General features: G+C 59.5%; 15 protein-coding genes, 2 tRNA genes and 4 rRNA genes. 19 read left to right on the forward strand and 2 right to left on the reverse strand.

What is annotated here, in order from left to right:
* Positions 1 to 6 precede the first annotated feature (6 nt).
* The 13 genes from KI235_RS00855 to pgaD all read left to right on the forward strand — a co-directional run bounded on the left by KI235_RS00855 (position 7) and on the right by pgaD (position 16,375).
* Positions 7 to 1,227 carry a CaiB/BaiF CoA-transferase family protein gene (locus KI235_RS00855; protein ID WP_003196454.1) on the forward strand — a complete coding sequence of 407 codons (1,221 nt, stop codon included), beginning with the start codon at positions 7 to 9 and terminating at the stop codon, positions 1,225 to 1,227.
* 629 nt (positions 1,228 to 1,856) lie between these two features.
* Positions 1,857 to 3,393: ribosomal RNA gene (locus KI235_RS00860) — 16S ribosomal RNA — on the forward strand.
* A gap of 81 nt (positions 3,394 to 3,474) precedes the next feature.
* Positions 3,475 to 3,551 (forward strand) — tRNA-Ile (locus KI235_RS00865).
* Positions 3,552 to 3,581: 30 nt separating this feature from the next.
* A tRNA-Ala gene (locus KI235_RS00870) sits at positions 3,582 to 3,657 on the forward strand.
* A gap of 246 nt (positions 3,658 to 3,903) precedes the next feature.
* Positions 3,904 to 6,795 (forward strand): 23S ribosomal RNA (locus KI235_RS00875).
* A gap of 168 nt (positions 6,796 to 6,963) precedes the next feature.
* Positions 6,964 to 7,079 (forward strand): 5S ribosomal RNA (rrf, locus tag KI235_RS00880).
* A gap of 107 nt (positions 7,080 to 7,186) precedes the next feature.
* Positions 7,187 to 7,302: ribosomal RNA gene (gene rrf / locus KI235_RS00885) — 5S ribosomal RNA — on the forward strand.
* Together the 16S, 23S and 5S rRNA genes with 2 tRNA genes alongside form the textbook arrangement of a ribosomal RNA operon.
* A 174-nt stretch (positions 7,303 to 7,476) precedes the next feature.
* Positions 7,477 to 8,115 (forward strand): hypothetical protein, encoded by a 639-nt coding sequence (locus tag KI235_RS00890; protein WP_013691999.1) that lies wholly within the window; start codon positions 7,477 to 7,479, stop codon positions 8,113 to 8,115.
* Positions 8,116 to 8,273: 158 nt separating this feature from the next.
* Entirely contained in the window at positions 8,274 to 9,779 is a 1,506-nt protein-coding gene (locus KI235_RS00895; protein ID WP_028237210.1) for a YdgA family protein, read from the forward strand.
* A gap of 245 nt (positions 9,780 to 10,024) precedes the next feature.
* A complete protein-coding gene (gene pgaA / locus KI235_RS00900; RefSeq protein ID WP_013692001.1) occupies positions 10,025 to 12,505 on the forward strand; it encodes a poly-beta-1,6 N-acetyl-D-glucosamine export porin PgaA in 2,481 nt (826 codons plus the stop codon).
* Between the two features lie 12 nt (positions 12,506 to 12,517).
* The gene (pgaB, locus tag KI235_RS00905) at positions 12,518 to 14,515 is read left to right on the forward strand and encodes a poly-beta-1,6-N-acetyl-D-glucosamine N-deacetylase PgaB (protein ID WP_003196459.1); all 1,998 of its coding nucleotides are present in this window, start codon (positions 12,518 to 12,520) and stop codon (positions 14,513 to 14,515) included.
* Between the two features lies 1 nt (position 14,516).
* Positions 14,517 to 15,872, forward strand: coding sequence for a poly-beta-1,6-N-acetyl-D-glucosamine synthase (pgaC, locus tag KI235_RS00910; RefSeq protein ID WP_013692003.1), 1,356 nt, complete (start codon positions 14,517 to 14,519; stop codon positions 15,870 to 15,872).
* On the forward strand, positions 15,869 to 16,375 hold the full coding sequence (pgaD, locus tag KI235_RS00915; protein WP_003196464.1) for a poly-beta-1,6-N-acetyl-D-glucosamine biosynthesis protein PgaD: 507 nt from the start codon (positions 15,869 to 15,871) through the stop codon (positions 16,373 to 16,375). Before pgaC ends, pgaD begins: the two co-directional genes overlap by 4 nt.
* 55 nt (positions 16,376 to 16,430) lie before the next feature.
* On the opposite strand, the gene KI235_RS00920 is transcribed toward pgaD, so the two are convergent.
* The gene (locus KI235_RS00920) at positions 16,431 to 17,963 is read right to left on the reverse strand and encodes an apoptosis inducing factor family protein (protein WP_212795436.1); all 1,533 of its coding nucleotides are present in this window, start codon (positions 17,961 to 17,963) and stop codon (positions 16,431 to 16,433) included.
* A gap of 139 nt (positions 17,964 to 18,102) precedes the next feature.
* Here KI235_RS00920 and KI235_RS00925 point away from each other — a divergent pair, with 139 nt between their 5' ends.
* From KI235_RS00925 to KI235_RS00935, 3 genes are all read left to right on the forward strand, one after another.
* Complete coding sequence (locus KI235_RS00925) at positions 18,103 to 18,663, forward strand: YbhB/YbcL family Raf kinase inhibitor-like protein (protein ID WP_003196468.1); 561 nt, start codon at positions 18,103 to 18,105, stop codon at positions 18,661 to 18,663.
* A 155-nt stretch (positions 18,664 to 18,818) separates the two neighbouring features.
* A complete protein-coding gene (locus KI235_RS00930) occupies positions 18,819 to 18,992 on the forward strand; it encodes a hypothetical protein (RefSeq protein WP_003196469.1) in 174 nt (57 codons plus the stop codon).
* A gap of 39 nt (positions 18,993 to 19,031) precedes the next feature.
* A complete protein-coding gene (locus tag KI235_RS00935; RefSeq protein WP_003196471.1) occupies positions 19,032 to 20,345 on the forward strand; it encodes an MFS transporter in 1,314 nt (437 codons plus the stop codon).
* 9 nt (positions 20,346 to 20,354) lie between these two features.
* On the opposite strand, the gene KI235_RS00940 is transcribed toward KI235_RS00935, so the two are convergent.
* Positions 20,355 to 21,233 (reverse strand): LysR family transcriptional regulator, encoded by an 879-nt coding sequence (locus KI235_RS00940; protein ID WP_212795437.1) that lies wholly within the window; start codon positions 21,231 to 21,233, stop codon positions 20,355 to 20,357.
* A 107-nt stretch (positions 21,234 to 21,340) separates the two neighbouring features.
* Between KI235_RS00940 and KI235_RS00945 the strand changes: the two genes are divergently transcribed.
* From KI235_RS00945 to KI235_RS00955, 3 genes are all read left to right on the forward strand, one after another.
* On the forward strand, positions 21,341 to 22,342 hold the full coding sequence (locus KI235_RS00945; RefSeq protein ID WP_013692005.1) for a zinc-dependent alcohol dehydrogenase family protein: 1,002 nt from the start codon (positions 21,341 to 21,343) through the stop codon (positions 22,340 to 22,342).
* Positions 22,343 to 22,445: 103 nt separating this feature from the next.
* Positions 22,446 to 23,027 carry a hypothetical protein gene (locus tag KI235_RS00950; RefSeq protein WP_003196476.1) on the forward strand — a complete coding sequence of 194 codons (582 nt, stop codon included), beginning with the start codon at positions 22,446 to 22,448 and terminating at the stop codon, positions 23,025 to 23,027.
* 176 nt (positions 23,028 to 23,203) lie between these two features.
* Positions 23,204 to 24,877: a VWA domain-containing protein gene (locus KI235_RS00955; protein WP_013692006.1), complete on the forward strand. Its 1,674-nt coding sequence runs from the start codon at positions 23,204 to 23,206 to the stop codon at positions 24,875 to 24,877.
* Positions 24,878 to 24,907 lie beyond the last annotated feature (30 nt).

Consider the following 24,907-nt stretch of genomic DNA (forward strand, 5'->3'; position numbering starts at 1 on the left):
ACGTCCATGGGCGCGCTTTCGCATCTGCGGGTATTGGATTTATCGAGGGTCCTGGCCGGGCCGTGGGCCGGACAGATCCTGGCGGACCTGGGGGCTGATGTCATCAAGGTCGAGCGTCCCGGCAATGGTGACGACACCCGCGCCTGGGGGCCGCCTTTCCTGAAGGATGCCCGAGGCGAGAACACGACCGAGGCTGCTTATTATCTGTCGGCCAATCGCAACAAGCAGTCGGTGACCATCGATTTCACGCGTCCGGAGGGGCAGCGGCTGGTGCGAGAGCTGGCGGCCAAGTCCGACATCCTGATCGAAAACTTCAAGGTTGGCGGGCTGGCGGCTTATGGTCTGGACTATGAGTCGCTAAAGGCGATCAATCCGCAATTGATCTACTGCTCAATCACTGGGTTTGGCCAGACCGGCCCTTATGCCAAGCGTGCCGGGTATGACTTCATGATTCAGGGGCTGGGGGGCTTGATGAGCCTGACCGGTCGCCCTGAGGGCGATGAGGGTGCGGGGCCGGTGAAGGTGGGGGTCGCGCTGACGGATATTCTCACGGGGCTGTATTCGACTGCTGCTATTTTGGCGGCGCTGGCGCATCGTGATCATGCCGGCGGCGGGCAGCACATCGATATGGCCTTGCTGGATGTTCAAGTGGCTTGCCTGGCCAATCAGGCGATGAACTACCTGACCACGGGCAACGCGCCGAAACGGCTGGGCAATGCACATCCGAACATCGTGCCTTATCAGGATTTTCCTACGGCCGATGGCGATTTCATCCTTACGGTGGGTAACGACGGCCAGTTCCGAAAATTCGCTGAGGTTGCCGGTCAACCGCAGTGGGCTGATGACCCGCGTTTTGCCACAAACAAGCTGCGGGTGGCGAATCGGGCGGTGTTGATTCCGTTGATTCGTCAGGCGACGGTGTTCAAGACTACAGCCGAGTGGGTGGTTCAGTTGGAGCAGGCGGGTGTGCCGTGTGGGCCAATCAACGATCTTGCCCAGGTGTTTGCCGATCCTCAGGTGCAGGCACGTGGATTGGCGATGGAATTGCCTCACGTACTGGCTGGTAGCGTGCCTCAGGTGGCGAGTCCGATTCGACTCTCCGAGACGCCGGTGGAATATCGCAATGCGCCCCCTTTATTAGGGGAGCATACGCTGGAGGTCCTGCAGCGAGTGTTGGGGCTGGACCAAGCAGCGGTGACGGCGTTCAGAGAGGCGGGGGTTCTTTGAGTCTTCTCTTCTATATAGAGGGAGGTTCTTAAGGACAAAAGCAGCGGGTTTGCCCGTGTTGCGCAACTTATTGATAGAAAAGCGAAATTAAGGGTTGACGGCAGATTCTGGAAGTCTATAATTCGCCCCACTTCCGGCGCAGTCGAAACGGAAAACTCCTTGATATTCAATGAGTTAAGTAAGTTTCGAAGGTGTTGGGCTTCAGTTCATCGAGGCCCGGAAGGAGCAGGTAGAGCGGTGTTGTTTGGCTCTATCAGCGGTTCGATCTTCTCGGTCGAAAGCGGTGAAAAAGAGGTGTTGACAGCAGCGAGTAACGCTGTAGAATTCGCCTCCCGCTAACGAGAGATCGGAAGCGCAAGTGGTTGAAGTTGCAAAGGAAACTTTGAAAACTTCTGAAAATAACCGCTTGACAGATACACGGGGCGCTGTAGAATGCGCGCCTCGGTTGAGACGAAAGACTCAGCCAACCGCTCTTTAACAACTGAATCAAGCAATTCGTGTGGGTGCTTGTGGAGTCAGACTGCTAGTCAACAGATTATCAGCATCACAAGTTGCTCCGCGAGAAATCAAAGATGTAACCAACGATTGCTGAGCCAAGTTTAGGGTTTTCTCAAAACCCAAAGATGTTTGAACTGAAGAGTTTGATCATGGCTCAGATTGAACGCTGGCGGCAGGCCTAACACATGCAAGTCGAGCGGTAGAGGGGTGCTTGCACCTCTTGAGAGCGGCGGACGGGTGAGTAATGCCTAGGAATCTGCCTGGTAGTGGGGGATAACGCTCGGAAACGGACGCTAATACCGCATACGTCCTACGGGAGAAAGCAGGGGACCTTCGGGCCTTGCGCTATCAGATGAGCCTAGGTCGGATTAGCTAGTTGGTGGGGTAATGGCTCACCAAGGCGACGATCCGTAACTGGTCTGAGAGGATGATCAGTCACACTGGAACTGAGACACGGTCCAGACTCCTACGGGAGGCAGCAGTGGGGAATATTGGACAATGGGCGAAAGCCTGATCCAGCCATGCCGCGTGTGTGAAGAAGGTCTTCGGATTGTAAAGCACTTTAAGTTGGGAGGAAGGGCATTAACCTAATACGTTAGTGTTTTGACGTTACCGACAGAATAAGCACCGGCTAACTCTGTGCCAGCAGCCGCGGTAATACAGAGGGTGCAAGCGTTAATCGGAATTACTGGGCGTAAAGCGCGCGTAGGTGGTTCGTTAAGTTGGATGTGAAATCCCCGGGCTCAACCTGGGAACTGCATTCAAAACTGTCGAGCTAGAGTATGGTAGAGGGTGGTGGAATTTCCTGTGTAGCGGTGAAATGCGTAGATATAGGAAGGAACACCAGTGGCGAAGGCGACCACCTGGACTGATACTGACACTGAGGTGCGAAAGCGTGGGGAGCAAACAGGATTAGATACCCTGGTAGTCCACGCCGTAAACGATGTCAACTAGCCGTTGGGAGCCTTGAGCTCTTAGTGGCGCAGCTAACGCATTAAGTTGACCGCCTGGGGAGTACGGCCGCAAGGTTAAAACTCAAATGAATTGACGGGGGCCCGCACAAGCGGTGGAGCATGTGGTTTAATTCGAAGCAACGCGAAGAACCTTACCAGGCCTTGACATCCAATGAACTTTCCAGAGATGAATTGGTGCCTTCGGGAACATTGAGACAGGTGCTGCATGGCTGTCGTCAGCTCGTGTCGTGAGATGTTGGGTTAAGTCCCGTAACGAGCGCAACCCTTGTCCTTAGTTACCAGCACGTAATGGTGGGCACTCTAAGGAGACTGCCGGTGACAAACCGGAGGAAGGTGGGGATGACGTCAAGTCATCATGGCCCTTACGGCCTGGGCTACACACGTGCTACAATGGTCGGTACAGAGGGTTGCCAAGCCGCGAGGTGGAGCTAATCCCACAAAACCGATCGTAGTCCGGATCGCAGTCTGCAACTCGACTGCGTGAAGTCGGAATCGCTAGTAATCGCGAATCAGAATGTCGCGGTGAATACGTTCCCGGGCCTTGTACACACCGCCCGTCACACCATGGGAGTGGGTTGCACCAGAAGTAGCTAGTCTAACCTTCGGGAGGACGGTTACCACGGTGTGATTCATGACTGGGGTGAAGTCGTAACAAGGTAGCCGTAGGGGAACCTGCGGCTGGATCACCTCCTTAATCGACGACCGCAGCTGCTTCATGAGCTCCCACACGAATTGCTTGATTCATTGAAGAAGACGAAAGAAGCAGCCCGAAATTGGGTCTGTAGCTCAGTTGGTTAGAGCGCACCCCTGATAAGGGTGAGGTCGGCAGTTCGAATCTGCCCAGACCCACCAATTTTGTGTGGGAAACGCCTGTAGAAATACGGGGCCATAGCTCAGCTGGGAGAGCGCCTGCCTTGCACGCAGGAGGTCAGCGGTTCGATCCCGCTTGGCTCCACCACTACTGCTTCGATTGTATAAAGCTTAGAAATGAGCATTCCATCGGTTCGATGGTGAATGTTGATTTCTAGTCTTTGACTAGTTCGTTCTTTAAAAATTTGGGTATGTGATAGAAAGATAGACTGAACGTTACTTTCACTGGTAACGGATCAGGCTAAGGTAAAATTTGTGAGTTGCTCTCATGAGCAAGATCGAATTTTCGGCGAATGTCGTCTTCACAGTATAACCAGATTGCTTGGGGTTATATGGTCAAGTGAAGAAGCGCATACGGTGGATGCCTTGGCAGTCAGAGGCGATGAAAGACGTGGTAGCCTGCGAAAAGCTTCGGGGAGTCGGCAAACAGACTTTGATCCGGAGATGTCTGAATGGGGGAACCCAGCCATCATAAGATGGTTATCTTGTACTGAATACATAGGTGCAAGAGGCGAACCAGGGGAACTGAAACATCTAAGTACCCTGAGGAAAAGAAATCAACCGAGATTCCCTTAGTAGTGGCGAGCGAACGGGGACTAGCCCTTAAGCTTCTTTGATTTTAGCGGAACGCTCTGGAAAGTGCGGCCATAGTGGGTGATAGCCCTGTACGCGAAAGGATCTTAGAAGTGAAATCGAGTAGGACGGAGCACGAGAAACTTTGTCTGAATATGGGGGGACCATCCTCCAAGGCTAAATACTACTGACTGACCGATAGTGAACTAGTACCGTGAGGGAAAGGCGAAAAGAACCCCGGAGAGGGGAGTGAAATAGATCCTGAAACCGTATGCGTACAAGCAGTGGGAGCCCACTTTGTTGGGTGACTGCGTACCTTTTGTATAATGGGTCAGCGACTTATTTTCAGTGGCGAGCTTAACCGAATAGGGGAGGCGTAGCGAAAGCGAGTCTTAATAGGGCGTCTAGTCGCTGGGAATAGACCCGAAACCGGGCGATCTATCCATGGGCAGGTTGAAGGTTGGGTAACACTAACTGGAGGACCGAACCGACTACCGTTGAAAAGTTAGCGGATGACCTGTGGATCGGAGTGAAAGGCTAATCAAGCTCGGAGATAGCTGGTTCTCCTCGAAAGCTATTTAGGTAGCGCCTCATGTATCACTGTAGGGGGTAGAGCACTGTTTCGGCTAGGGGGTCATCCCGACTTACCAAACCGATGCAAACTCCGAATACCTACAAGTGCCGAGCATGGGAGACACACGGCGGGTGCTAACGTCCGTCGTGAAAAGGGAAACAACCCAGACCGTCAGCTAAGGTCCCAAAGTTATGGTTAAGTGGGAAACGATGTGGGAAGGCTTAGACAGCTAGGAGGTTGGCTTAGAAGCAGCCACCCTTTAAAGAAAGCGTAATAGCTCACTAGTCGAGTCGGCCTGCGCGGAAGATGTAACGGGGCTCAAACCATACACCGAAGCTACGGGTATCACGTAAGTGATGCGGTAGAGGAGCGTTCTGTAAGCCTGTGAAGGTGAGTTGAGAAGCTTGCTGGAGGTATCAGAAGTGCGAATGCTGACATGAGTAACGACAATGGGTGTGAAAAACACCCACGCCGAAAGACCAAGGTTTCCTGCGCAACGTTAATCGACGCAGGGTTAGTCGGTCCCTAAGGCGAGGCTGAAAAGCGTAGTCGATGGAAAACAGGTTAATATTCCTGTACTTCTGGTTATTGCGATGGAGGGACGGAGAAGGCTAGGCCAGCTTGGCGTTGGTTGTCCAAGTTTAAGGTGGTAGGCTGGAATCTTAGGTAAATCCGGGATTCTAAGGCCGAGAGCTGATGACGAGTTACCCTTTGGGTGACGAAGTGGTTGATGCCATGCTTCCAAGAAAAGCTTCTAAGCTTCAGGTAACCAGGAACCGTACCCCAAACCGACACAGGTGGTTGGGTAGAGAATACCAAGGCGCTTGAGAGAACTCGGGTGAAGGAACTAGGCAAAATGGCACCGTAACTTCGGGAGAAGGTGCGCCGGTGAGGGTGAAGCACTTGCTGCGTAAGCCCACGCCGGTCGAAGATACCAGGCCGCTGCGACTGTTTATTAAAAACACAGCACTCTGCAAACACGAAAGTGGACGTATAGGGTGTGACGCCTGCCCGGTGCCGGAAGGTTAATTGATGGGGTTAGCTAACGCGAAGCTCTTGATCGAAGCCCCGGTAAACGGCGGCCGTAACTATAACGGTCCTAAGGTAGCGAAATTCCTTGTCGGGTAAGTTCCGACCTGCACGAATGGCGTAACGATGGCGGCGCTGTCTCCACCCGAGACTCAGTGAAATTGAAATCGCTGTGAAGATGCAGTGTATCCGCGGCTAGACGGAAAGACCCCGTGAACCTTTACTATAGCTTTGCACTGGACTTTGAATTTGCTTGTGTAGGATAGGTGGGAGGCTTTGAAGCGTGGACGCCAGTTCGCGTGGAGCCATCCTTGAAATACCACCCTGGCAACTTTGAGGTTCTAACTCAGGTCCGTTATCCGGATCGAGGACAGTGTATGGTGGGTAGTTTGACTGGGGCGGTCTCCTCCTAAAGAGTAACGGAGGAGTACGAAGGTGCGCTCAGACCGGTCGGAAATCGGTCGTAGAGTATAAAGGCAAAAGCGCGCTTGACTGCGAGACAGACACGTCGAGCAGGTACGAAAGTAGGTCTTAGTGATCCGGTGGTTCTGTATGGAAGGGCCATCGCTCAACGGATAAAAGGTACTCCGGGGATAACAGGCTGATACCGCCCAAGAGTTCATATCGACGGCGGTGTTTGGCACCTCGATGTCGGCTCATCACATCCTGGGGCTGAAGCCGGTCCCAAGGGTATGGCTGTTCGCCATTTAAAGTGGTACGCGAGCTGGGTTTAGAACGTCGTGAGACAGTTCGGTCCCTATCTGCCGTGGACGTTTGAGATTTGAGAGGGGCTGCTCCTAGTACGAGAGGACCGGAGTGGACGAACCTCTGGTGTTCCGGTTGTCACGCCAGTGGCATTGCCGGGTAGCTATGTTCGGGAAAGATAACCGCTGAAAGCATCTAAGCGGGAAACTTGCCTCAAGATGAGATCTCACTGGGACCTTGAGTCCCCTGAAGGGCCGTCGAAGACTACGACGTTGATAGGCAGGGTGTGTAAGCGCTGTGAGGCGTTGAGCTAACCTGTACTAATTGCCCGTGAGGCTTGACCATATAACACCCAAGCAATTTGTATCCTCCGAGCTGAAAAGCGAACGAGACCAGATTGCGGTGTGTGAAGACGAAACGAACCGAAAGTTCGAATCTCACAAAACACCAAAGCTATCACATACCCAATTTGCTGAAGCGAGGCCGACTGGCCGCGACTCAGTACCCGAATTTCTTGACGACCATAGAGCATTGGAACCACCTGATCCCATCCCGAACTCAGCAGTGAAACGATGCATCGCCGATGGTAGTGTGGGGTTTCCCCATGTGAGAGTAGGTCATCGTCAAGATTAAATTCCGAAGCCCCTATCTGCTGATGCAGGTAGGGGTTTTGTTTTTAGTAGAAGTCATCGATTTTACCGACACGTTGTTGTTGAACGGGTTGGTCACAGAATTTCTTGACGACCATAGAGCATTGGAACCACCTGATCCCATCCCGAACTCAGCAGTGAAACGATGCATCGCCGATGGTAGTGTGGGGTTTCCCCATGTGAGAGTAGGTCATCGTCAAGATTGAATTCCCAGAACCCCTGTCTGCATCAGCAGCCAGGGGTTTTGTCGTTTTGGGCCGGTAATCGGATCAAGCCCCTGATGCCCCGGCAAACCCCCAATGCCGTTGCTATGCTGTGATAGTCGGGCTTTGGCGACCAAGGGCCCGCGACGTCACTGGTCATGGGGATTCCAATAATGAAAAACCCTTATGCTCCCGGCTTCTGGTGCGCCATTGCGGCTTTGATACTGCTTTCGGCCACTTATTTCTATGGCGTCATGCTCACTCACCAGATCGACAAAGCGCTGTTATTCCTCGATAGCGCCGCGGCGTTGATCGGCGTGATATCCATTGCAATCGTGGCCTGGGCATCGCTTCAGGGTCAGCGCATCAAGAAAAAACACCTCGAACAAGGCAAGACACTGGTGTTGATTTGGGACACCAAGGTTGCGCTGCGACGTGTCGAAACGGTGTTTGACCGTTATTTCTGGGGCAGTTATTGGCAGCCTGGCCGCACGTTCCAGGAAGTCATGGGGGAACTCACTGGTACCCCGCTGGAAAAGAGCCTGGAAGCCCTGAAAACCCAATGCGCTGCCTTGGATAAGCAAGTCACCCAGGACGGCTGGCATTGGCTCAACAACGCCCGAGAGTTGTGTGACGTGGCTAATGCCATGGCCCGTGAACGCTATCAACTGGACTTCTGCGATTCACGCGCAGACTCATCATCGGGCGCGGCAGTGATCAATCGCGATTTCGAAGTGCTGGTGTACACCTGGACGGCCCGCCTCAAGACTTTCGACCATCAGCTCGACGAGATCGAAGTCCAATATTCGTAGACTACCTCGCAAGAAAACGTTTTTACCCCTTTAAACATTGGGCCCGCAGGGGTGCCTGATGGTAATCTCCCCTCCTCTTTTACGGCGTCGAGCCACACCCTTTGCGGGTCAGGGAAGACGACGGCTTTGTTCAACCATGGATATCGATCGGGTCACTCATGAATAAATCAGCAAGCATACTTCTGGGAATCGTTGTGGCTGTCGGTGCTGTCAGCGCGGGCGGCGCCTGGTACACCGGGACCAAACTCGAAGGCGTGTTGACGAACGCTATCGCCGATAGCAACAAGCAGATGCAGACAGCCTTGGCCGGGTCTAACAGCACGGCCACCCTGGAGCTGGTTTCCATGGACCGTGGAACGTTCAGCAGCACCGCCCACTACCGCCTCAAGGGCGAGGGCGAGATCTTCGGCGGCGAGCCGGTTGAGCTGCTCTTCGTCGACCAGATCGAACACGGCCCACTGCCATTTTCGCGCCTGATAACGCTCAAATGGCTGCCAGTCATGGCCACCAGTCACACTGCCCTTGAGCGCAATCCGCTGACTGACAAGTGGTTCGCCGCCACCAAGGACCAATCGCCGCTCAAAGGTGTGGTCAACCTGGGTTACGACCAATCCATCAATGGCACCTACGAGCTGCTGCCCGTGGATACCAAGCTGGATGAGCAATCCCAGCTCACCTTCTCCGGTCTTAAGATCGACCTGGCTGCCAGCGCCCAGGGACAGAAGGTCAAGGCCGACGGCTACATGGACAGCTTCAAGCTGACCACCGTTGCCGAAGACCAGACTCCGGTGCAGGTTGAGCTGAACGGCCTGACATTGGCCAGTAACCTGAGCAAAAGCTCCTACGGTTACTACATGGGTGACAACACCCTGCTGATGAGCAGCACCAAGGCCACTTTTGGTGAGCCGAAGTCGGTGCTGGGCTTGAAAAATTTCGAGATGAAGAACAGCAGCACCGAGAGCGGCACCAGCGCTTCGGGGCGCGCCGATTACAAGATCGGTGAGTTGTCGTTCAACGACAAGACCATTGGTTCGGCGCAGATGGCTGTCAGCCTGAAGAATCTGGACATCCCGGCCACCATGTCGCTGATGCAGATTTACCAGACCAAGCTGCAACCTTACGAAAAAGCTGCCGCCGAGGCCGCTGCAGCCGGTGAGCCGGCGCCAGAGCTGAGCCTGACCGAAGCTGAAGAAGCACAGGTTAAGGCCGACTTGGAGAAACTCCTGGCCGGCGCCCCGCAAGTGGCGTTGGAAAACCTGTCCTTCAATACTGCCAACGGTGAAAGCCGTGCCAGCCTGATCGTTGATCTGGCCAAGCCGCAGTCCATGGACCTGCCACCGGATGAGTTGGGCCGTCAGTTGCTCGCCCTGCTGGATTTCAACATCAAGGTTTCCAAGCCGATGCTGGTTGACCTGATGACCGTGCAGGCACAGATGGAAGGCCAGACCGATGCCAAGTTGATCGCCGATCAGGCCACTGCCACCAGCGATATGTTCAGCGCCATGGCGGTCGGTTCGGAACTGGCAACGCTTGAAGGCAACGATGTTGTCACCAAGCTGCACTACGCCAACAATCAGGTCGATTTCAACGGCCAGAAGATGACCGTTGAGCAATTCACGGCATTCGTGATGAGCAAGCTGGGTGGTGGCGTCGCCGTCCAGTAACGCGTTCGGCAACACCCCAAACCCGGCCCGTGCATGACGCATGGGCCGGGTTTTTTTACGCCTATCGATCAGCCCTGCGCCGAAATCTGTAGCGATTCTGAAGAATTGTGGCGTTCCTGAAGATGACCCGACTGAGAGTGCAAGACTAGGCCCATTAGAGCTTGGCTGGATTCCTTTGATCCGGCTTCCTGTTTGATGGGCAAGGGGGCACTGCGACCCGGCTGGCCATGTAAGGATGCTGACGAATGCCGCGTACTGTGGGTCCTTTTATTCAACGTGGTTTGCGCCCGTTGTTTCGCGTAGCGCTGTGCAGCCAACTGTGCTGGCCGATGCTGGCGTTTGCCGATACCGCCTATGACCAGATGGTGCTCGATGCCCGTGCAGGCCATTACACGCCTGCGCTGGCTGCGTTGCGCCAGGTGCCGGCTGGCCAGGCCAGCACTGCGCAGATCAGCGACCACCTGCAGATCGCCAGTTGGGCCGGCCTCGACGCCGAGGTGGTGACGGTCTATGAGACCCAGGGCCGCCATCGAGCGTTGCCTGTCCAGGCGCTGACCGCTGCGGCTCGAGCCTATCGAAACCTCAAGCGTTGGGATTCGGCGGCCGAGCTGTACCGCCAGGCCTTGGTGATCGATCCCCAGAACCCCGACCTGCAACTCGGCTTGGCCTTGACCCAGGCCGATAGCGGTCAGCCCGACGAAGCCGTCACCCGTGCCAAGGCCATGGTCGCCGCCAAACCGACAGATCCGATGCGTCGACTGGCACTGGGTTATGCCCTGACCCGCGCCAACAACCCCCACGAAGCGCTGTTCGAATACGACCAGGCCTTCACCCGCGCGGGCAACAGCCCAGAGATTGCACGCGAATACATCTACGCCCTGCAACGCGCTCGGCTGCCCGAGCCGGCGCTGCGTCTGGCGCGTCTGCAGCCGGGGTTGATCGACCGTGGCGTGCAGCGCCGCCTGGAGGGTGACGTGGCCGCCGAGCGGGTGCGCCTGGCGGACATGACCAGCCGCAGCGAACAGGAGCGCTTCGTCATTGCCGACCGCGCCCTGGCCGACTACGACAAGTTGCTCGCCACCTGGACCCCGGTGGCCGAGGCCCATGACGACGTACTCCGTTGGCGCATCGATCGCATGGGCGCCCTCAATGCCCGCGCCCGTCGGGCTGAAGTGATTGCCGAATACCAGAAGCTGATCGCCGAGGGTGTGAGCATTCCCACGTATGCCCTGCGTTGGGTGGCTTCTTCCTATCTGGAGCAGCGTGAGCCGGAAATCGCCGTCGAGCTGTACCGCCAGGTACTCGCGGCGCCGGATGCCGATCCTGCGGAGCGCTTTGAGGACAGCACCGCGCTCTACTATGCGTTGCTGGAAAGTGAAAAATCCGAAGAAGCCCGCGCACTGGCCGAAGACATGGCGAAAGCCCAGCGCCCGCGCATCGAACTCAAGGGCCTGCCGATCGGCAACCCCAACGATGAATGGATGGATGCCCAGCAACTCGCCGCCCAGGCTGGCACTTATGGCGCCGACCTGCCTTCTGCCGAAGCGCGCCTGGACACCCTGGTCAACCAAGGCCCCGGCAACACCGGCATGCGTCTGGCCCAGGCCGATCTGTACCAGGCCCGTGACTGGCCGCGTCGTTCGGAAAACCTGCTCAAGGAAGTCGAGGCCACGATCCCGCGCAACCGTGACCTGGAAATCGCCCAGGCCCGCGCAGCCATGGATTTGCAGGAATGGCGGCAGATGGATGCACTCACCGACGACGTGGTCGCCCGCTATCCGGAAAACGCCCATGTCAAACGCCTGCAACGCCAGCGCGACGTACACGACATGGCCGAACTACGCATCGAGGCCTACACCGGCAAGAGCTATGGCGGTGGCAACGGTGACGCCGGTGCCGTCACTGGCAGCCGGGATTTTGGTATCGAGACGCTGCTCTACAGTCCGCCCATCGATGAAGACTGGCGACTGTTCGGCGGTGCCGGCTACGCCACCGGTGATTTCGAGGAAGGCACCGGCCACCACCGCTGGCAGCGCCTGGGCGTGGAACGTCGCACCCGGGACATGACCTTGGAGGCCGAGGTCTCCAATCATTCCTATGGCTCCGGCGACAAGCAGGGCGCGCGCCTGGCCGTGGCCCGGGACATCGACGATCACTGGCAGTACGGCGGGAGCCTGGATTATCTCTCGGCCAATACCCCGTTGCGGGCGCTCAACAGCGGCATTCGCTCTAACGGCGGTAGCGGTTTCCTACGCTGGCGGGCCAATGAAAGCCGCGAGTGGCGACTGGCTGTCACCCCGTCCCATTTCAGCGATGGCAACAACCGCCTCGAAACCCAGCTGACCGGTCGCGAAGGCATCTACAGCACGCCGCGCGTGCAAGTGGAGCTGGGGCTGGAAGTGGGGGCCAGCCGCAACAGCGGTTCCAACGAAGTGCCTTATTTCAATCCGAAATCGGACTTCAGCGTCATGCCGACCGTGAGCGTCAATCACGTGTTGCACCGCCGCTACGAGACCACGTGGAGCCAGCAGTTCCAGGTCGGTGCCGGTACCTACAGCCAGCGCGATTACAGCACTGCCGCCGTGGGATTGCTCAGCTACGGCCAGCGTTTCATCTGGAACGACGTGCTGGAGGCCGGCGCCGCGCTGAGCTGGCTCAACCGCCCCTACGACGGCGATCGCGAAAGCGATCTGCGCCTGCTTGTCGACCTCACTTATCGCTTCTAGAAGAGTTTGAAGATGCCTGTCATTTCGCGATTCATCCTTCTGCTGGGGGTCTTGCTGATCAGCGCTTGTGCCCAGCAAGCCCCGGCGTTCACGCCGCCCTCGCAGCGCCCGCTGGCGGCCAATGACGCCCCGTGGCCGAAGAACCATGTGCTCGGCATCGCCTACCACGATGTCGATGACCGTGACCCGGACCAGGCGCTGGTGGCCGTGCGCACCGAACGCCTGATCGAACAATTGGCGTGGCTGCGGGAAAACAACTATCAGCCGGTCACGGTGGACCAGATCATCACCGCCCGCAACGGCGGGCCGGAGCTGCCGCCGCGCGCAGTGCTGCTGAGTTTCGACGACGGCTACGCAAGCTTCTACACCCGCGTCATGCCCATCCTGCGTGCCTATAACTGGCCGGCGATCCTCGCCCCGGTCGGCAGTTGGGTGGATACGCCGCTGAATCAAACGGTGGATTTCGCCGGGGTGCCGCGCAAGCGTTCCGAGTTCCTGACCTGGGAGCAGATTCGCGAGGTTTCCAAATCGGGCCTGGTGGAAATCGCTGCCCACACCGACGCCAACCACAAAGGCGTGCTCGCCAACCCGCAAGGCAACCAGCAACCTGCCGCGACCACCCGGCGCTACGACCCCGTCACCGGTCGTTATGAGACCGAGGCCGATTTCCAGGCTCGCCTGCGCAAGGACGTGGCGGCCATTTCCGAGAAAATTCGCAAGGTCACCGGCTACAGCCCGCGCGTCTGGGTCTGGCCTTACGGTGAAGCTGACGGCACGGCGTTGCAGGTGATTGGCAGCGAGGGCTATCAACTGGCCCTGACCCTGGAAGACGGTCTCGACAGCCTGGACAACCTGATGAGCGGCCCACGCTTCCTGGTGGCGTCCGATCCGGATGGTGCCCATTTCGCCGAAAGCATCGTGTCCGTGCAGACGATTGACCCGATGCGCGTAGTGCATGTCGACCTGGATTACGTCTACGACCCGGACCCGGTGCAGCAGGAAGCCAATGTCGGCCAACTGGTCCAGCGCATTTCCGACCTGGGCGCCAATACGGTATTCCTGCAAGCCTTCGCCGACCCGAAAGGCGACGGCCTCGTGCATTCGTTGTACTTCCCCAACCGTCACCTGCCGGTACGCGCCGACCTGTTCGACCGGGTTGCATGGCAGTTGCGCACCCGGGCCAACGCCAAGGTCTATGCCTGGATGCCGGTGCTCAGTTTTGCCCTGGACGCGAAGCTTTCGCGGGTACAGCGCTGGGATCCGGAAACCGGCAAGACTGGCGTTGCCCCGGACCAGTACGTGCGTTTGTCGCCGTTCGACCCGAACGTGCGCAAGGTCATCGGCGAGATCTACCAAGACCTGGCGCGGATGAGCTCGGTGGACGGCGTTTTGTACCATGACGACGCGGTGTTCTCCGACTTCGAGGATGCCAGCCCCGCAGCCCTGAAGGTCTATGCCGCCCACGGCCTGCCGACGTCCATCGCCGCCCTGCGGGCCGATCCTGCAGCGATGCAACGCTGGACCCGCTTCAAGAGCCGCTACCTGATCGACTTCACCCATGAGCTGACCGCCAAGGTCCGGGCGATTCGTGGCCCGCAGGTGCGCACCGCGCGCAATATCTTTGCCGAACCGATGCTCAATCCGGAAAGCGAAGCCTGGTTCGCCCAGAACCTCGACGACTTCCTCGGCGCCTATGACTGGACGGCGCCGATGGCCATGCCGCTGATGGAAAAGCAGACCCTCCAGCAATCCGGCCCCTGGCTCGAGCGCCTGGTGGACACCGTCAAGGCTCGCCCCGGCGCGCTCAAGCGCACGGTGTTCGAATTGCAGGCCCGGGACTGGCACAGCAAGCCGGTCAGCGACATCGACGGCGAACAACTGGCCGACTGGATGGGGCGCCTCAAGCGCAAAGGCGTGACCAGTTTCGGCTACTACCCGGACAACTTCATCGAAGACCAGCCCGCTGTGAAAACCGTGCGGCCGGCGCTCTCCAACAAGTGGAATCCTTGACATGCTCGACAGACTGCTCGCTCTGCTGGTGCTGGCGATCGTCCTTGGGGTGCCCCTGGGCCTGATCTTCCTGGTCACCGGGCAATTCCTGATGGACTTCGTGTTCTTTTACCCGCTGTTCATGTCCGGGCTGTGGATCGCCGGCGGCCTGTATTTCTGGCTGCACTGGGAGCGCCACTGGCCGTGGAAGGACGACACCTTGCCACCGCCCTTGGCCGGCGAGCCGCTGATCAGCATCCTGATTCCATGCTTCAACGAAGGCGACAACGTCGCCGACACCATTCACGCGGCGCTGGGCCAGCATTACCCGAACATCGAAGTCATCGCCATCAACGACGGCTCGAAGGACAACACAGCCCAGATGCTCGATCAGTTGGCGGCTGAAGACCCGCGCCTGCGCGTGTTGCACCTGGCAGAGAACCAGGGCAAGGCCGTGGCCCTGCGCATGGGCGCCATCGCGGCGCGCAGCGAATACCTGGTGTGCATCGACGGTGACGCGCTGCTGGCGCCGAACACCTGTGCCTACCTGGTGGCGCCTATGCTGGACAACGCCCGCCTCGGCGCGGTGACCGGCAACCCGCGAATCCGTACCCGCTCGACTCTGATAGGCCGGGTCCAGGTTGGCGAGTTCTCCTCGATCATCGGCCTGATCAAGCGCACCCAACGGGTGTTCGGGCGGATCTTCACCGTGTCCGGCGTGATCGTCGCGTTCCGGCGCACCGCCCTGCACCGGGTTGGCTACTGGAGCCCGGACATGATCACCGAAGACATCGACATCAGTTGGAAGCTGCAACTGGATCACTGGAGCATCTTCTACGAGCCGCGCGCGTTGTGCTGGATCCTCATGCCCGAAACCCTGCGCGGCCTGTGGCGGCAACGGCTGCGCTGGGCCCAGGGTGGCGCCGAGGTGTTGTTCAAGAACATCCGTGGCATCTGGCAATACCGCCACCGCTACCTGTGGCCGCTGTTGTTCGAATATTGCCTGTCCACCGGCTGGGCGTTCACGTTCCTACTGTCGGTGATTTTCTGGGGTGTCGGCAAATTCGTCGAAATGCCGGCGGCCATCGCGGTCGATCACCTCATGCCGCCAGCCTTCACCGGGTTGTTGCTGGCGGTGGTGTGCCTGCTGCAATTCGCGGTGAGCATCCTGATTGATCGGCGGTACGAAAAAGGCCTGTGGCACATCATGTTCTGGGTGGTCTGGTATCCGTTGGTGTTCTGGCTGATCAGCCTCTTCACCACCCTGGTGAGTTTTCCAAAAGTGCTGTTCGGGCAGCATCAGAAGCGTGCGCGCTGGATCAGTCCGGATCGCGGTATCAAACCGTTCGATGATCAGGAAGAGGAAGTGATCCGATGAAAATTATCAGGACCCGGCAACGGCCTTTTCTGGTGGTCATCGATGCGTTTTTCACCGTGCTGGCGTGGGTGGGGCTGTTGTACCTGCTGGTCAATGGGCTGTGGCCGCTGTTCGCGAGCCAGGCCGGTCCGCGCCCGGGTGGGTCTCTATTCGATACCCTGGGGACCTTGCAGGTCTATGGCTGGATCGCCTTGGTCAACGCGGTGCTGTTGATTACCTGGGCACGTTACCAACAGCGTAAAAGTCGCGGCTTCGCTCAGCGCCGGTCGCCGGCCCCGGTCGTGAATGACCAGGGCTTGAGCGCCAGTTTCAAGTTGACCGACGAACGCCTGGACACGCTGCGCCAGCCAGGCTCGAAGACTATTCACAACAACCAGGACGGCGACATCAGCCACGTCGTACCGCACTTCCACTTGCTCAGCCCCGACTTGCAGCCACCGCCCCTGGCGCCAATGGAGCGGCCACGGGTTATCCATTTGCCGGCGGATCAGTCCGTGCATTGATGCAAGCCGCGCCGGCGCTATCGCGAGCAAGCTCGCTCCCACAGAGGATTTGGGGCTAGGACGAAAAATCCCGGATCAGCCGCCATGCCTCGTCCACCGGCAATGGTTGTTTCATGCGCTGGGCCAACGCCGCCATGGCCCGGCCTTCATCACAGGCCACTGCGGCGGCAATGAGGCCGTCCTTGCCCAGCAGGGCAATAAAGGGCGGATGCTCGGGCGTGCCCTTGAATTCCACTTCGTCCCAGTGCTCGGCGTGGCCAAGATAGTCGTAGCGTTTGCCGAAGTGATAGGTCCAGAAAAACGGCACGTCCAGATAGTGCTCGTCGCCGCCGAGCATGTTCGCAGCGGCAATGCGCGCCTGTTGCTGGGCCAGGCGCCAATGCTCGATGCGCTGGGGCTGGCCGTTCAGAGGGAAGGTCGCGATATCGCCGACGGCCCATAAGCCATCAGTCACTCGCATGCCCGCGTCAACGGACAGTGACTGGTCCTGTTCCCTTGGCAATGCGGCGAAGGGCTCGGTGGCCGGGCGCACGCCGACGCCGATGATCACCAGGTCCGCGGCAACGCGCTGGCCGTTGTCCAGCACCACGGCTTCGACCTTGCCCGCCCCCTCGATCTGCGCCGCTTCGCTGTCGGAGCGGTACACCACACCATTGGCCCGGTGTCGGGCCAGGATGGCCTGGCCGACGCTCTCGCTCAATTGTGCGGCGAACGGCACCGGATGCCGGGCCAGGACCGTAACGTTCAGCTCGCGCTTGCGCAGGGACGAGGCGACCTCCATGGCGATGAAACTGTCGCCGATGATCACCGCCTGTTGCCTTGGCCGGACGGTGTCGAGAATCTGCCGGGCGTGGGCGATCGAACGCAGCACGAAGACTTGCGGCAAATCGATGCCGGGCAACGCTGGCATCTTGGGTACGCCGCCAGTGGCGATGAGCGCGGCGTCGTAGTCCAGGCTTCGGCCATCGGCGAGTTGGATGTGCCGAGCGTCGGGGTCCAAATGGGTGACCTCGCCGTGAAGCCTTTCGATGCGTTGCTGGGTGAAATAAGTTTCATCGCGCAGCGGCGACGTCTCGTTGACCGCCATGTCGCCGGCCAACACATACTTGCTCAGCACCGTACGGTCGTAGCCGGCTTCGGCTTCGCGGTCGATCATCAGGATTCGCCCGCCAAAACCTTTCTCGCGCAACGCCGCCGCGCAAGCCGTGCCGGCAGCACCGGCGCCGATGATGACAAACGTGCGCGCGTCATCGGCCGGCGGGACTTTATCGGTTGGCAGTGGTTGATCGTCGACCCAGACGTCACCCTCCCGTACCTCGACGTGATAGCGCGCCAGGCTGTCGAGGGCCGGCGGTTCGCACAGGGCGCCGTCCTCAGCCCGGAACGCGGCCTTGTGCCACGGGCAAATCAGCCTTCCGTGGCACACCGCGCCCTTGGCCAGTGGTGCGCCGGCATGCGGGCATTTGCCCTGGAAGGCGCGCACCTGATCGCCGGAGCGCAACAGCAGGATGGATGTGTCGTCGATTTTGACTTCGAGGCCGCGGTCTTCACGAACGTCGGCGAAACGGGCGACTTGATGCAGAGACATGGTCATTCTCCGGCAGGCGTTTCCCTTTGGAGTCGCAGGGCCGGAACGAGTTTCAGCATAATTGTCACTGCAACCTTGGCGAAGCTGCGGCTATAGTTCGCAGGCCGTCCATGGCCAGACACGCACAAGGTGCCCCGGTATGACCCGATTGAACTCTCTCTCCCCTTGGCTGGCGGCCGTCGCCCTGGTGCTGTGCGCACAAGGGGCTGTCCAGGCCGAGGAGCGTTTTACCCTCAGCATCCCCGGCGTGTCGGACGACCGCCTCTTCACGGCGGCAGCAGCCAGTGATGCCAACACCTGTGGTGGCAAGAACATTTCTCCAGCCTTGAGCTGGAACGCCGGCCCGCCCGGCACCCTCAGCTACGCCATCGTCATGTTGGACCCGGACGGCCAAAGGGGCCAAGGTGTCGACCACTGGATCCACTACGGCATCAAGGCCTCCACGCGGCAGATTCCGGCGGGTGCCGGCACCAAGTCCTCGTTGGAGGGCATGAGCGGTATCAACAGCAAGAACACTCACGGCTACATCGGTCCTTGCCCGCCTGTCGGCGACAGCGCTCACCACTACCTGATCCAGCTTTTCGCCCTGGACCTGCCGCCGGAAGCCCTGCCCGCCGACCTCACACGCGCCCAACTGATGGAAAAAATCAAAGGTCACGTCCTGCGCAACAGCAGCGTAGTGCGCCGCTACCACCGCTGACCCGAACAGCACAAACCCCTGTGGCGAGGGAGCTTGCTCCCACTGGGCTGCGACGCAGCCCCCCACAATGGCGCTGACGCTCCGACACAACATTGGCATCACGCGCCAAAAGCGAGCACTATCGAGTCCCTGTTCACTCATGCCGGAGGATGGCGATGACGCAGAAACCCGACGGCATCGCCCGCCTCCTGAACTGCCCCACCAAGGGCGACGAGATGCGCCGGGCCATCGCCCAGAGCCGCAAGGATTTCCTGCCTGCCGACGAGGCCGAAGACGCCGAGCCAGGCCAGCCACCGGTTGAACCGGTGATTAATGATCGCGACGACTGAGCCGTCGCCCTCTCTCAAACTTATCGTTCAAATCTGCCTATGACTGCCACCCCTGTTCTACCCGGTGACCGATTCAGCCGATCCGATTACAAGACCCTGGGCCTGGCCGCCTTGGGAGGCGCGCTGGAGATCTACGATTTCATCATCTTCGTCTTCTTCGCCCTGACCCTCAGCCAGTTGTTCTTTCCGCCGGAAATGCCCGATTGGCTGCGCTTGCTGCAAAGCTTCGGGATTTTCGCCACCGGCTACCTGGCCCGGCCCCTGGGCGGCATTCTCATGGCGCACTTCGCTGATCGCCTGGGGCGCAAGCGCGTGTTCAGCCTGAGCATCCTGATGATGGCCTTGCCGTGCCTGCTCATCGGCGTGATGCCGACCTACGCGCAAATCGGTTATTTCGCACCGTTGCTGTTGCTGGCGCTGCGTATCCTCCAGGGTGCGGCGGTGGGCGGCGAGGTGCCCAGCGCCTGGGTGTTCGTGGCTGAACATGCGCCGCTGCATCATCGCGGCTATGCCCTGGGTTTCCTCCAGGCCGGCCTGACCTTCGGCTACTTGCTGGGCGCCTTGACCGCAACAGCGCTGGCGCGGATCTACACACCGGCAGAGATTCTCGATTACGCCTGGCGCCTGCCGTTCCTGCTAGGGGGCGTTTTTGGCGTGATCGGCGTCTGGCTGCGTCGTTGGCTGAGCGAAACGCCGATCTTCATGGCCCTGCAAGCCAATCGCGAAGGTGCTGCGGAACTGCCGCTGCGCACGGTCCTGCGCGACCACCGCCAGGCGTTGCTGCCCGCCGCCATCCTGACCTGCGTGCTGACTTCTGCCGTGGTGGTGTTCGTGGTCATCACCCCGACCGTGATGCAGAAAAGCTTCGGCATGACCGCCAGCCACACCTTCGCCCTGAGCAGCCTGGGCATCGTGTTCCTGAACATCGGCTGCGTCCTGGCCGGCCTCATCGTCGACCGCATCGGCGCCTGGCGCACCGTCATGCTCTACAGCCTGCTGCTGCCTGTGGGCATTGCCGTGCTCTACGCCAGCCTGATCAGCGGCAGCGCCTGGCTGGGCCTGGCCTACGCCGTGGCCGGGCTGGGTTGCGGCGTGGTCGGTGCGGTGCCTTCGGTGATGGTCAGCCTGTTCCCACCGAAGATCCGCGTGTCCGGTATCTCGCTCACCTACAACATCGCCTATGCCCTGTGGGCCAGCATGACACCGCTGATGCTGATAGCACTGGTGCCGTGGAGCCCATGGGTGTGCGTGGCCTATTGCGGGGTGATGGGCGCGGTGGGCGTGGCTGCGGCGGCGTATTTTCCAGGGCGCCATGGGAAAGCTGCGCAACCGTCATTGGCCTGTGGATCCTGATCCGGCTGTTCAAAGACGCTCGCGCAAAAAATCCACAAAGGCCCGGGTGCGTGCCGAGCGGCGTCGATCGTGACTGAACACGGCGCTGACGGGAAGCGCCAGCGGCTGGTAATCGGCAAGCACGGTGCAGACGGTTCCCTGGCGAATATCGGCAGCGAACAACCACTGCGGTGACAGCGAAACGCCCAGCCCCGACAGCACCATTTCCCGGATTGCCTCGCTGCTGTTGCAGGTAACGTTGCCCTTGATCGTGACGCTGTGCTGTCGGCCATCCTGGTCGAACCGCCAGACGTCGTAGTGCTCCAGCAGCGTGAACGCCAAACAGTTATGGCCGGCCAGGTCAGCCGGTGCGAGGGGCGTGCCATGCTGTTGCAGATAGGCGGGGGAGGCGTACACCCGGCGCGGGCTGTCGCCGAGGGAAATCGCTACCAGCCCTTCGCTTTTTACCACGCCGATGCGAATGGCCAGGTCGATGTTCTCCTTCAACACATCCTCGTTCTGATCGCTTAGCCTCAAGTCGATCCGAAGCTGTGGGTGACGCGCGAGGAACTCGCCCACCAACGGCGCAATGCACAAGCGGCCGAAACTGACGGGCGCCGCCACGCGCAGAAGGCCGGCGATCTGTTCCTGGCCACTGGCGAAACTGAGCCGTGCCGCGTCCAGGCTGGCGAGTATGTCCTTGCTTTCGGCGTAGAAGCGCTGCCCCTGATCGGTCAGCGCGAGATGGCGGGTGCTGCGGGCAAACAGCGCCCCGCCCAGGTGTTGCTCCAACGCGCGGATCTGTTTGCTCACCGCCGGTTGGCCCAGGTTCAGTTCCCTGGCGACGGCCGAGAACGAGCCGCGCTCCACCACCCGCACGAACACCTGCATTGCGTCGAACAGATCCATCAGGATTTAGCCTCTGTCTGGAATAAATCCTATCCATTGTTGCTCACTTATCGGAATGCGTCTTCCCTCGCACTATGAACCTGCCCACTCATTGGAGGTTTACCGTCATGAACAACACCATGTCCGCCGCCGTTGCCGAAACCGCTCAGGCTGCGCTGATTGTCCGTTCCATCTCCCGGCCCATTCCCGGCAAAGGCCAGGTATTGATCAAGGTGCATGCCGCCGGAATCAACCCGCTGGACACCAAGATCGCGGCGGGAGGCGGTGCCCACGCACGCCAGCCGCTGCCCGCCGTATTGGGGATTGACCTGGCCGGGACGGTGGTTGAACGGGGAGAGGGCGTGAATGACTTTGCGCCTGGCGACGAGGTGTTCGGTATGGCCGGCGGGATCGGCGGGGCCCAAGGCGCGCTGGCCGAATACATCGCGGTCGATGCCCGCCTGATTGCGCCCAAGCCCCGCTCACTGAGCATGCGCGAAGCGGCCGCCTTGCCGCTGGCCTTCATCACGGCCTGGGAAGGCTTGGTCGATCGCGCCAACGTCCGGGCCGGGCAACAGGTGTTGATACATGGTGGGGCGGGCGGTGTCGGTCAAATGGCCGTGCAAATCGCCAAGGCCCGTGGCGCCGAGGTCTACGCCACGGGCTCGGCCAACAGCCTGGATTTCATCCGCGAACTGGGCGCGTCAGCCATCGACTACCGGACCCAGGACACCGACAGCTACGTGGGCCTGTACACCGATGGCGAAGGCTTCGACATCGTCTACGACACCGTGGGCGGCCCGACCCTGGATGCGTCCTTCAACGCGGTAAAGACCTACACCGGCCATGTGCTCAGTTGCCTCGGCTGGAGCCAACACAGCCTCGCGCCGTTGTCATTCCGCGGGGCGAGCTATTCCGGAGTTTTTACGTTGATGCCGCTGCTGACGGGCAAGGGGCGCGAGCATCATGGTCAGATCTTGCGGGAGGCCGCCGCTCTGGTTGAGTCAGGGCAGCTGCGGATCAAGCTGGATCAGCGCCGGTTTGGCCTGGAGCAAGTCAATGAGGCCTTTGCCCAGGTAGCCGAGGGGCGTGGGGCGGGGAAAACGGTAGTGGACATTGGGATCGAGTGAGACGGGACCGCACTTCGTCAGGGCCAAACAACTTGAGCGCGTGTTCAAACGCCGTAGAATGCAGCCGCCATTATGCCGCTACCTCTCAAGGACGAATTCAAACATGCGAGTTTTTACCCTGTTGCTGGCCCTCTGCCTTATGGCAGGTTGTGCTTCCAAGCCTGATTACTACATTTCCCCTGCGCCAGTGGCGATCCCCGAGACCGCCACCTATTGGATCGACACGTTCAACGTTGAAGTCGTCGGCAAAAACGAACGCTTCCTGCCCGACGAAAAAGTCCGTGACCAGTTACACACCGACCTGATCGTCCGCCTGCTCGACGGCAATCGTTATGCCTCCAGCAAGGAAACCGCTGACTATCTGCTGGACATCAACGCCGTCTATGCGCGCCGTATTCAAGACACCCAAGGTGGTTTCATGAACAAGATCGTCGCCGACGGTACGTACCTGGCCAGTGTCGATTTCAATTATCAGGTCAAGGTGAAGAAGGCCGGTGTCGAAGTGCTGCACTTTGCCCAGGCCCGCCAGGGGCTGATGCCGGGTGGGGCGATCGGGCAACTTGAGGTTCTGAAAGGCATGACGGGGGCGCTGACGAACAGAGGCAACTCCGATGTCGAAGACTATTACACCAGTCATTTGAGCGGATTCATCGCCGATGATCTGCGGGGCATTCCGTCCCGCTAACAATGCCTGCTGCAACGTGCTGGCGATTGCTCCAATCGCGGTAACGGCCTGGCCACTCTGGGGTGGCCGGCGCAGTCTTTTCAGCACATCAAAAAAATCTTTTGGTCGTTAACCCGAACCCCATGCGCCCTGCGTCTGACTCTGTGAACGGATCATTCATTCACGAGGTTCAGCCCATGTCCCGTCCACTTCCCTTTATGCGTCCTGCTGCCCAAGGCTTCGCCGTGACTTTGCTGGTGGCGTTGGCCGGTTGTGGGTTGTCTTCCCGGGAGGCTGCCAAGCCGTCCGAACCGGTAGCCGTGGTGCCCAGTGTTGTGCCGCAAGGCGAGATTGTCGAAATGCACCCGTCGGCGGTCAAACGCATGGCGATGAAGCCGACATTGATGCCCGCCCCGAGCGTGGCGAACGATGCCCTCGCCGGGGGGTACCGCACTGAGCCGCGCGAGCAGTACGAAAAACTGCCGGACAACCCCATCCATAGCGTCGCCGAAACGCCGGTCTCGACCTTCAGCGTGGATGTCGACACCGGCAGCTATGCCAATGTGCGACGTTTGCTCAATCAAGGCAGCCTGCCGCCCGAAGGTGCCGTGCGACTGGAGGAAATGGTCAATTATTTTCCGTATAGCTATGCCCTGCCCACCGACGGTTCACCCTTTGGTGTGACCACCGAGGTGGCACCATCGCCGTGGAACCCTCACACCCGCTTGTTGCGCATCGGCATCAAGGCCAGCGACCGTGCTGTGGCGGATCTGGCGCCGGCCAACCTGGTCTTCCTGGTGGATGTTTCCGGTTCCATGGACCGTCGCGAAGGCCTGCCGCTGGTCAAGAGCACGCTGAAATTGCTGGTGGACCAATTGCGCGATCAGGACCGGGTATCCCTGGTGGTCTATGCCGGCGAATCCCGGGTGGTGCTCAAGCCCACTTCGGGGCGCGACAAGGTGACAATCCGCAACGCCATCGACCAACTCGACGCCGGTGGTTCCACCGCAGGCGCCTCGGGTATCGAACTGGCCTACCAGATGGCTCGGGAGAGCTTTATCGACAAAGGCATCAACCGCATCCTGCTGGCCACCGATGGCGACTTCAACGTCGGCGTCAGTGATTTCGACAGCCTCAAGCAGATGGCGGTGGACCAGCGTAAAAGCGGCGTTTCCCTGACGACGCTGGGCTTCGGTGTGGATAACTACAATGAACACCTGATGGAGCAATTGGCCGATGCTGGTGACGGCAACTACGCCTACATCGACAACCTGCTCGAAGCGCGCAAAGTCCTGGTCGACCAACTCAGCTCCACCCTGGCGGTGGTGGCGCGGGACGTGAAATTGCAGGTGGAGTTCAACCCTGCCCAGGTCAGCGAATATCGCCTGCTCGGTTATGAGAACCGCGCGTTGAAGCGTGAGGATTTCAACAACGACAAGGTCGATGCGGGCGAGATCGGCGCCGGGCATACGGTGACGGCCTTGTATGAAATTGTCCCGAAAGGCCAACCGGGCTGGTTGGAGCCGCTGCGCTATGCCAGCACGCCCCAATCGGAGGGTAAATCAGGCGAATTGGCGATGTTGCGCGTACGCTACAAACCCGCTGAGGGCGGTAGCAGTCGATTGATCGAGCATCCGATTGCGGGCGTGCAGGACGAACACAAGGCCAGCGATGACCTGCGTTTCTCGGCTGCCGTGGCGGCCTTCGCCCAGCAGCTCAAGGGTGATGGGCGTTACACTGGGACGATGAGCTTGAAGGACACTGCGCAATTGGCGCGCTCGGCCCGTGGTGATGACCCGTTCGGGCTGCGTGCCGAGTTCGTGCAGTTGGTGGAACTGGCCCAGAGCCTCGAGCCCGCGGCCAAGCGCTGATCCCGAGCACAACGAGGACCAAAATGTGGG

It is taken from the genome of Pseudomonas sp. St386 (assembly GCF_018325865.1).
In the GTDB taxonomy this organism is placed as follows: domain Bacteria; phylum Pseudomonadota; class Gammaproteobacteria; order Pseudomonadales; family Pseudomonadaceae; genus Aquipseudomonas; species Aquipseudomonas brassicacearum.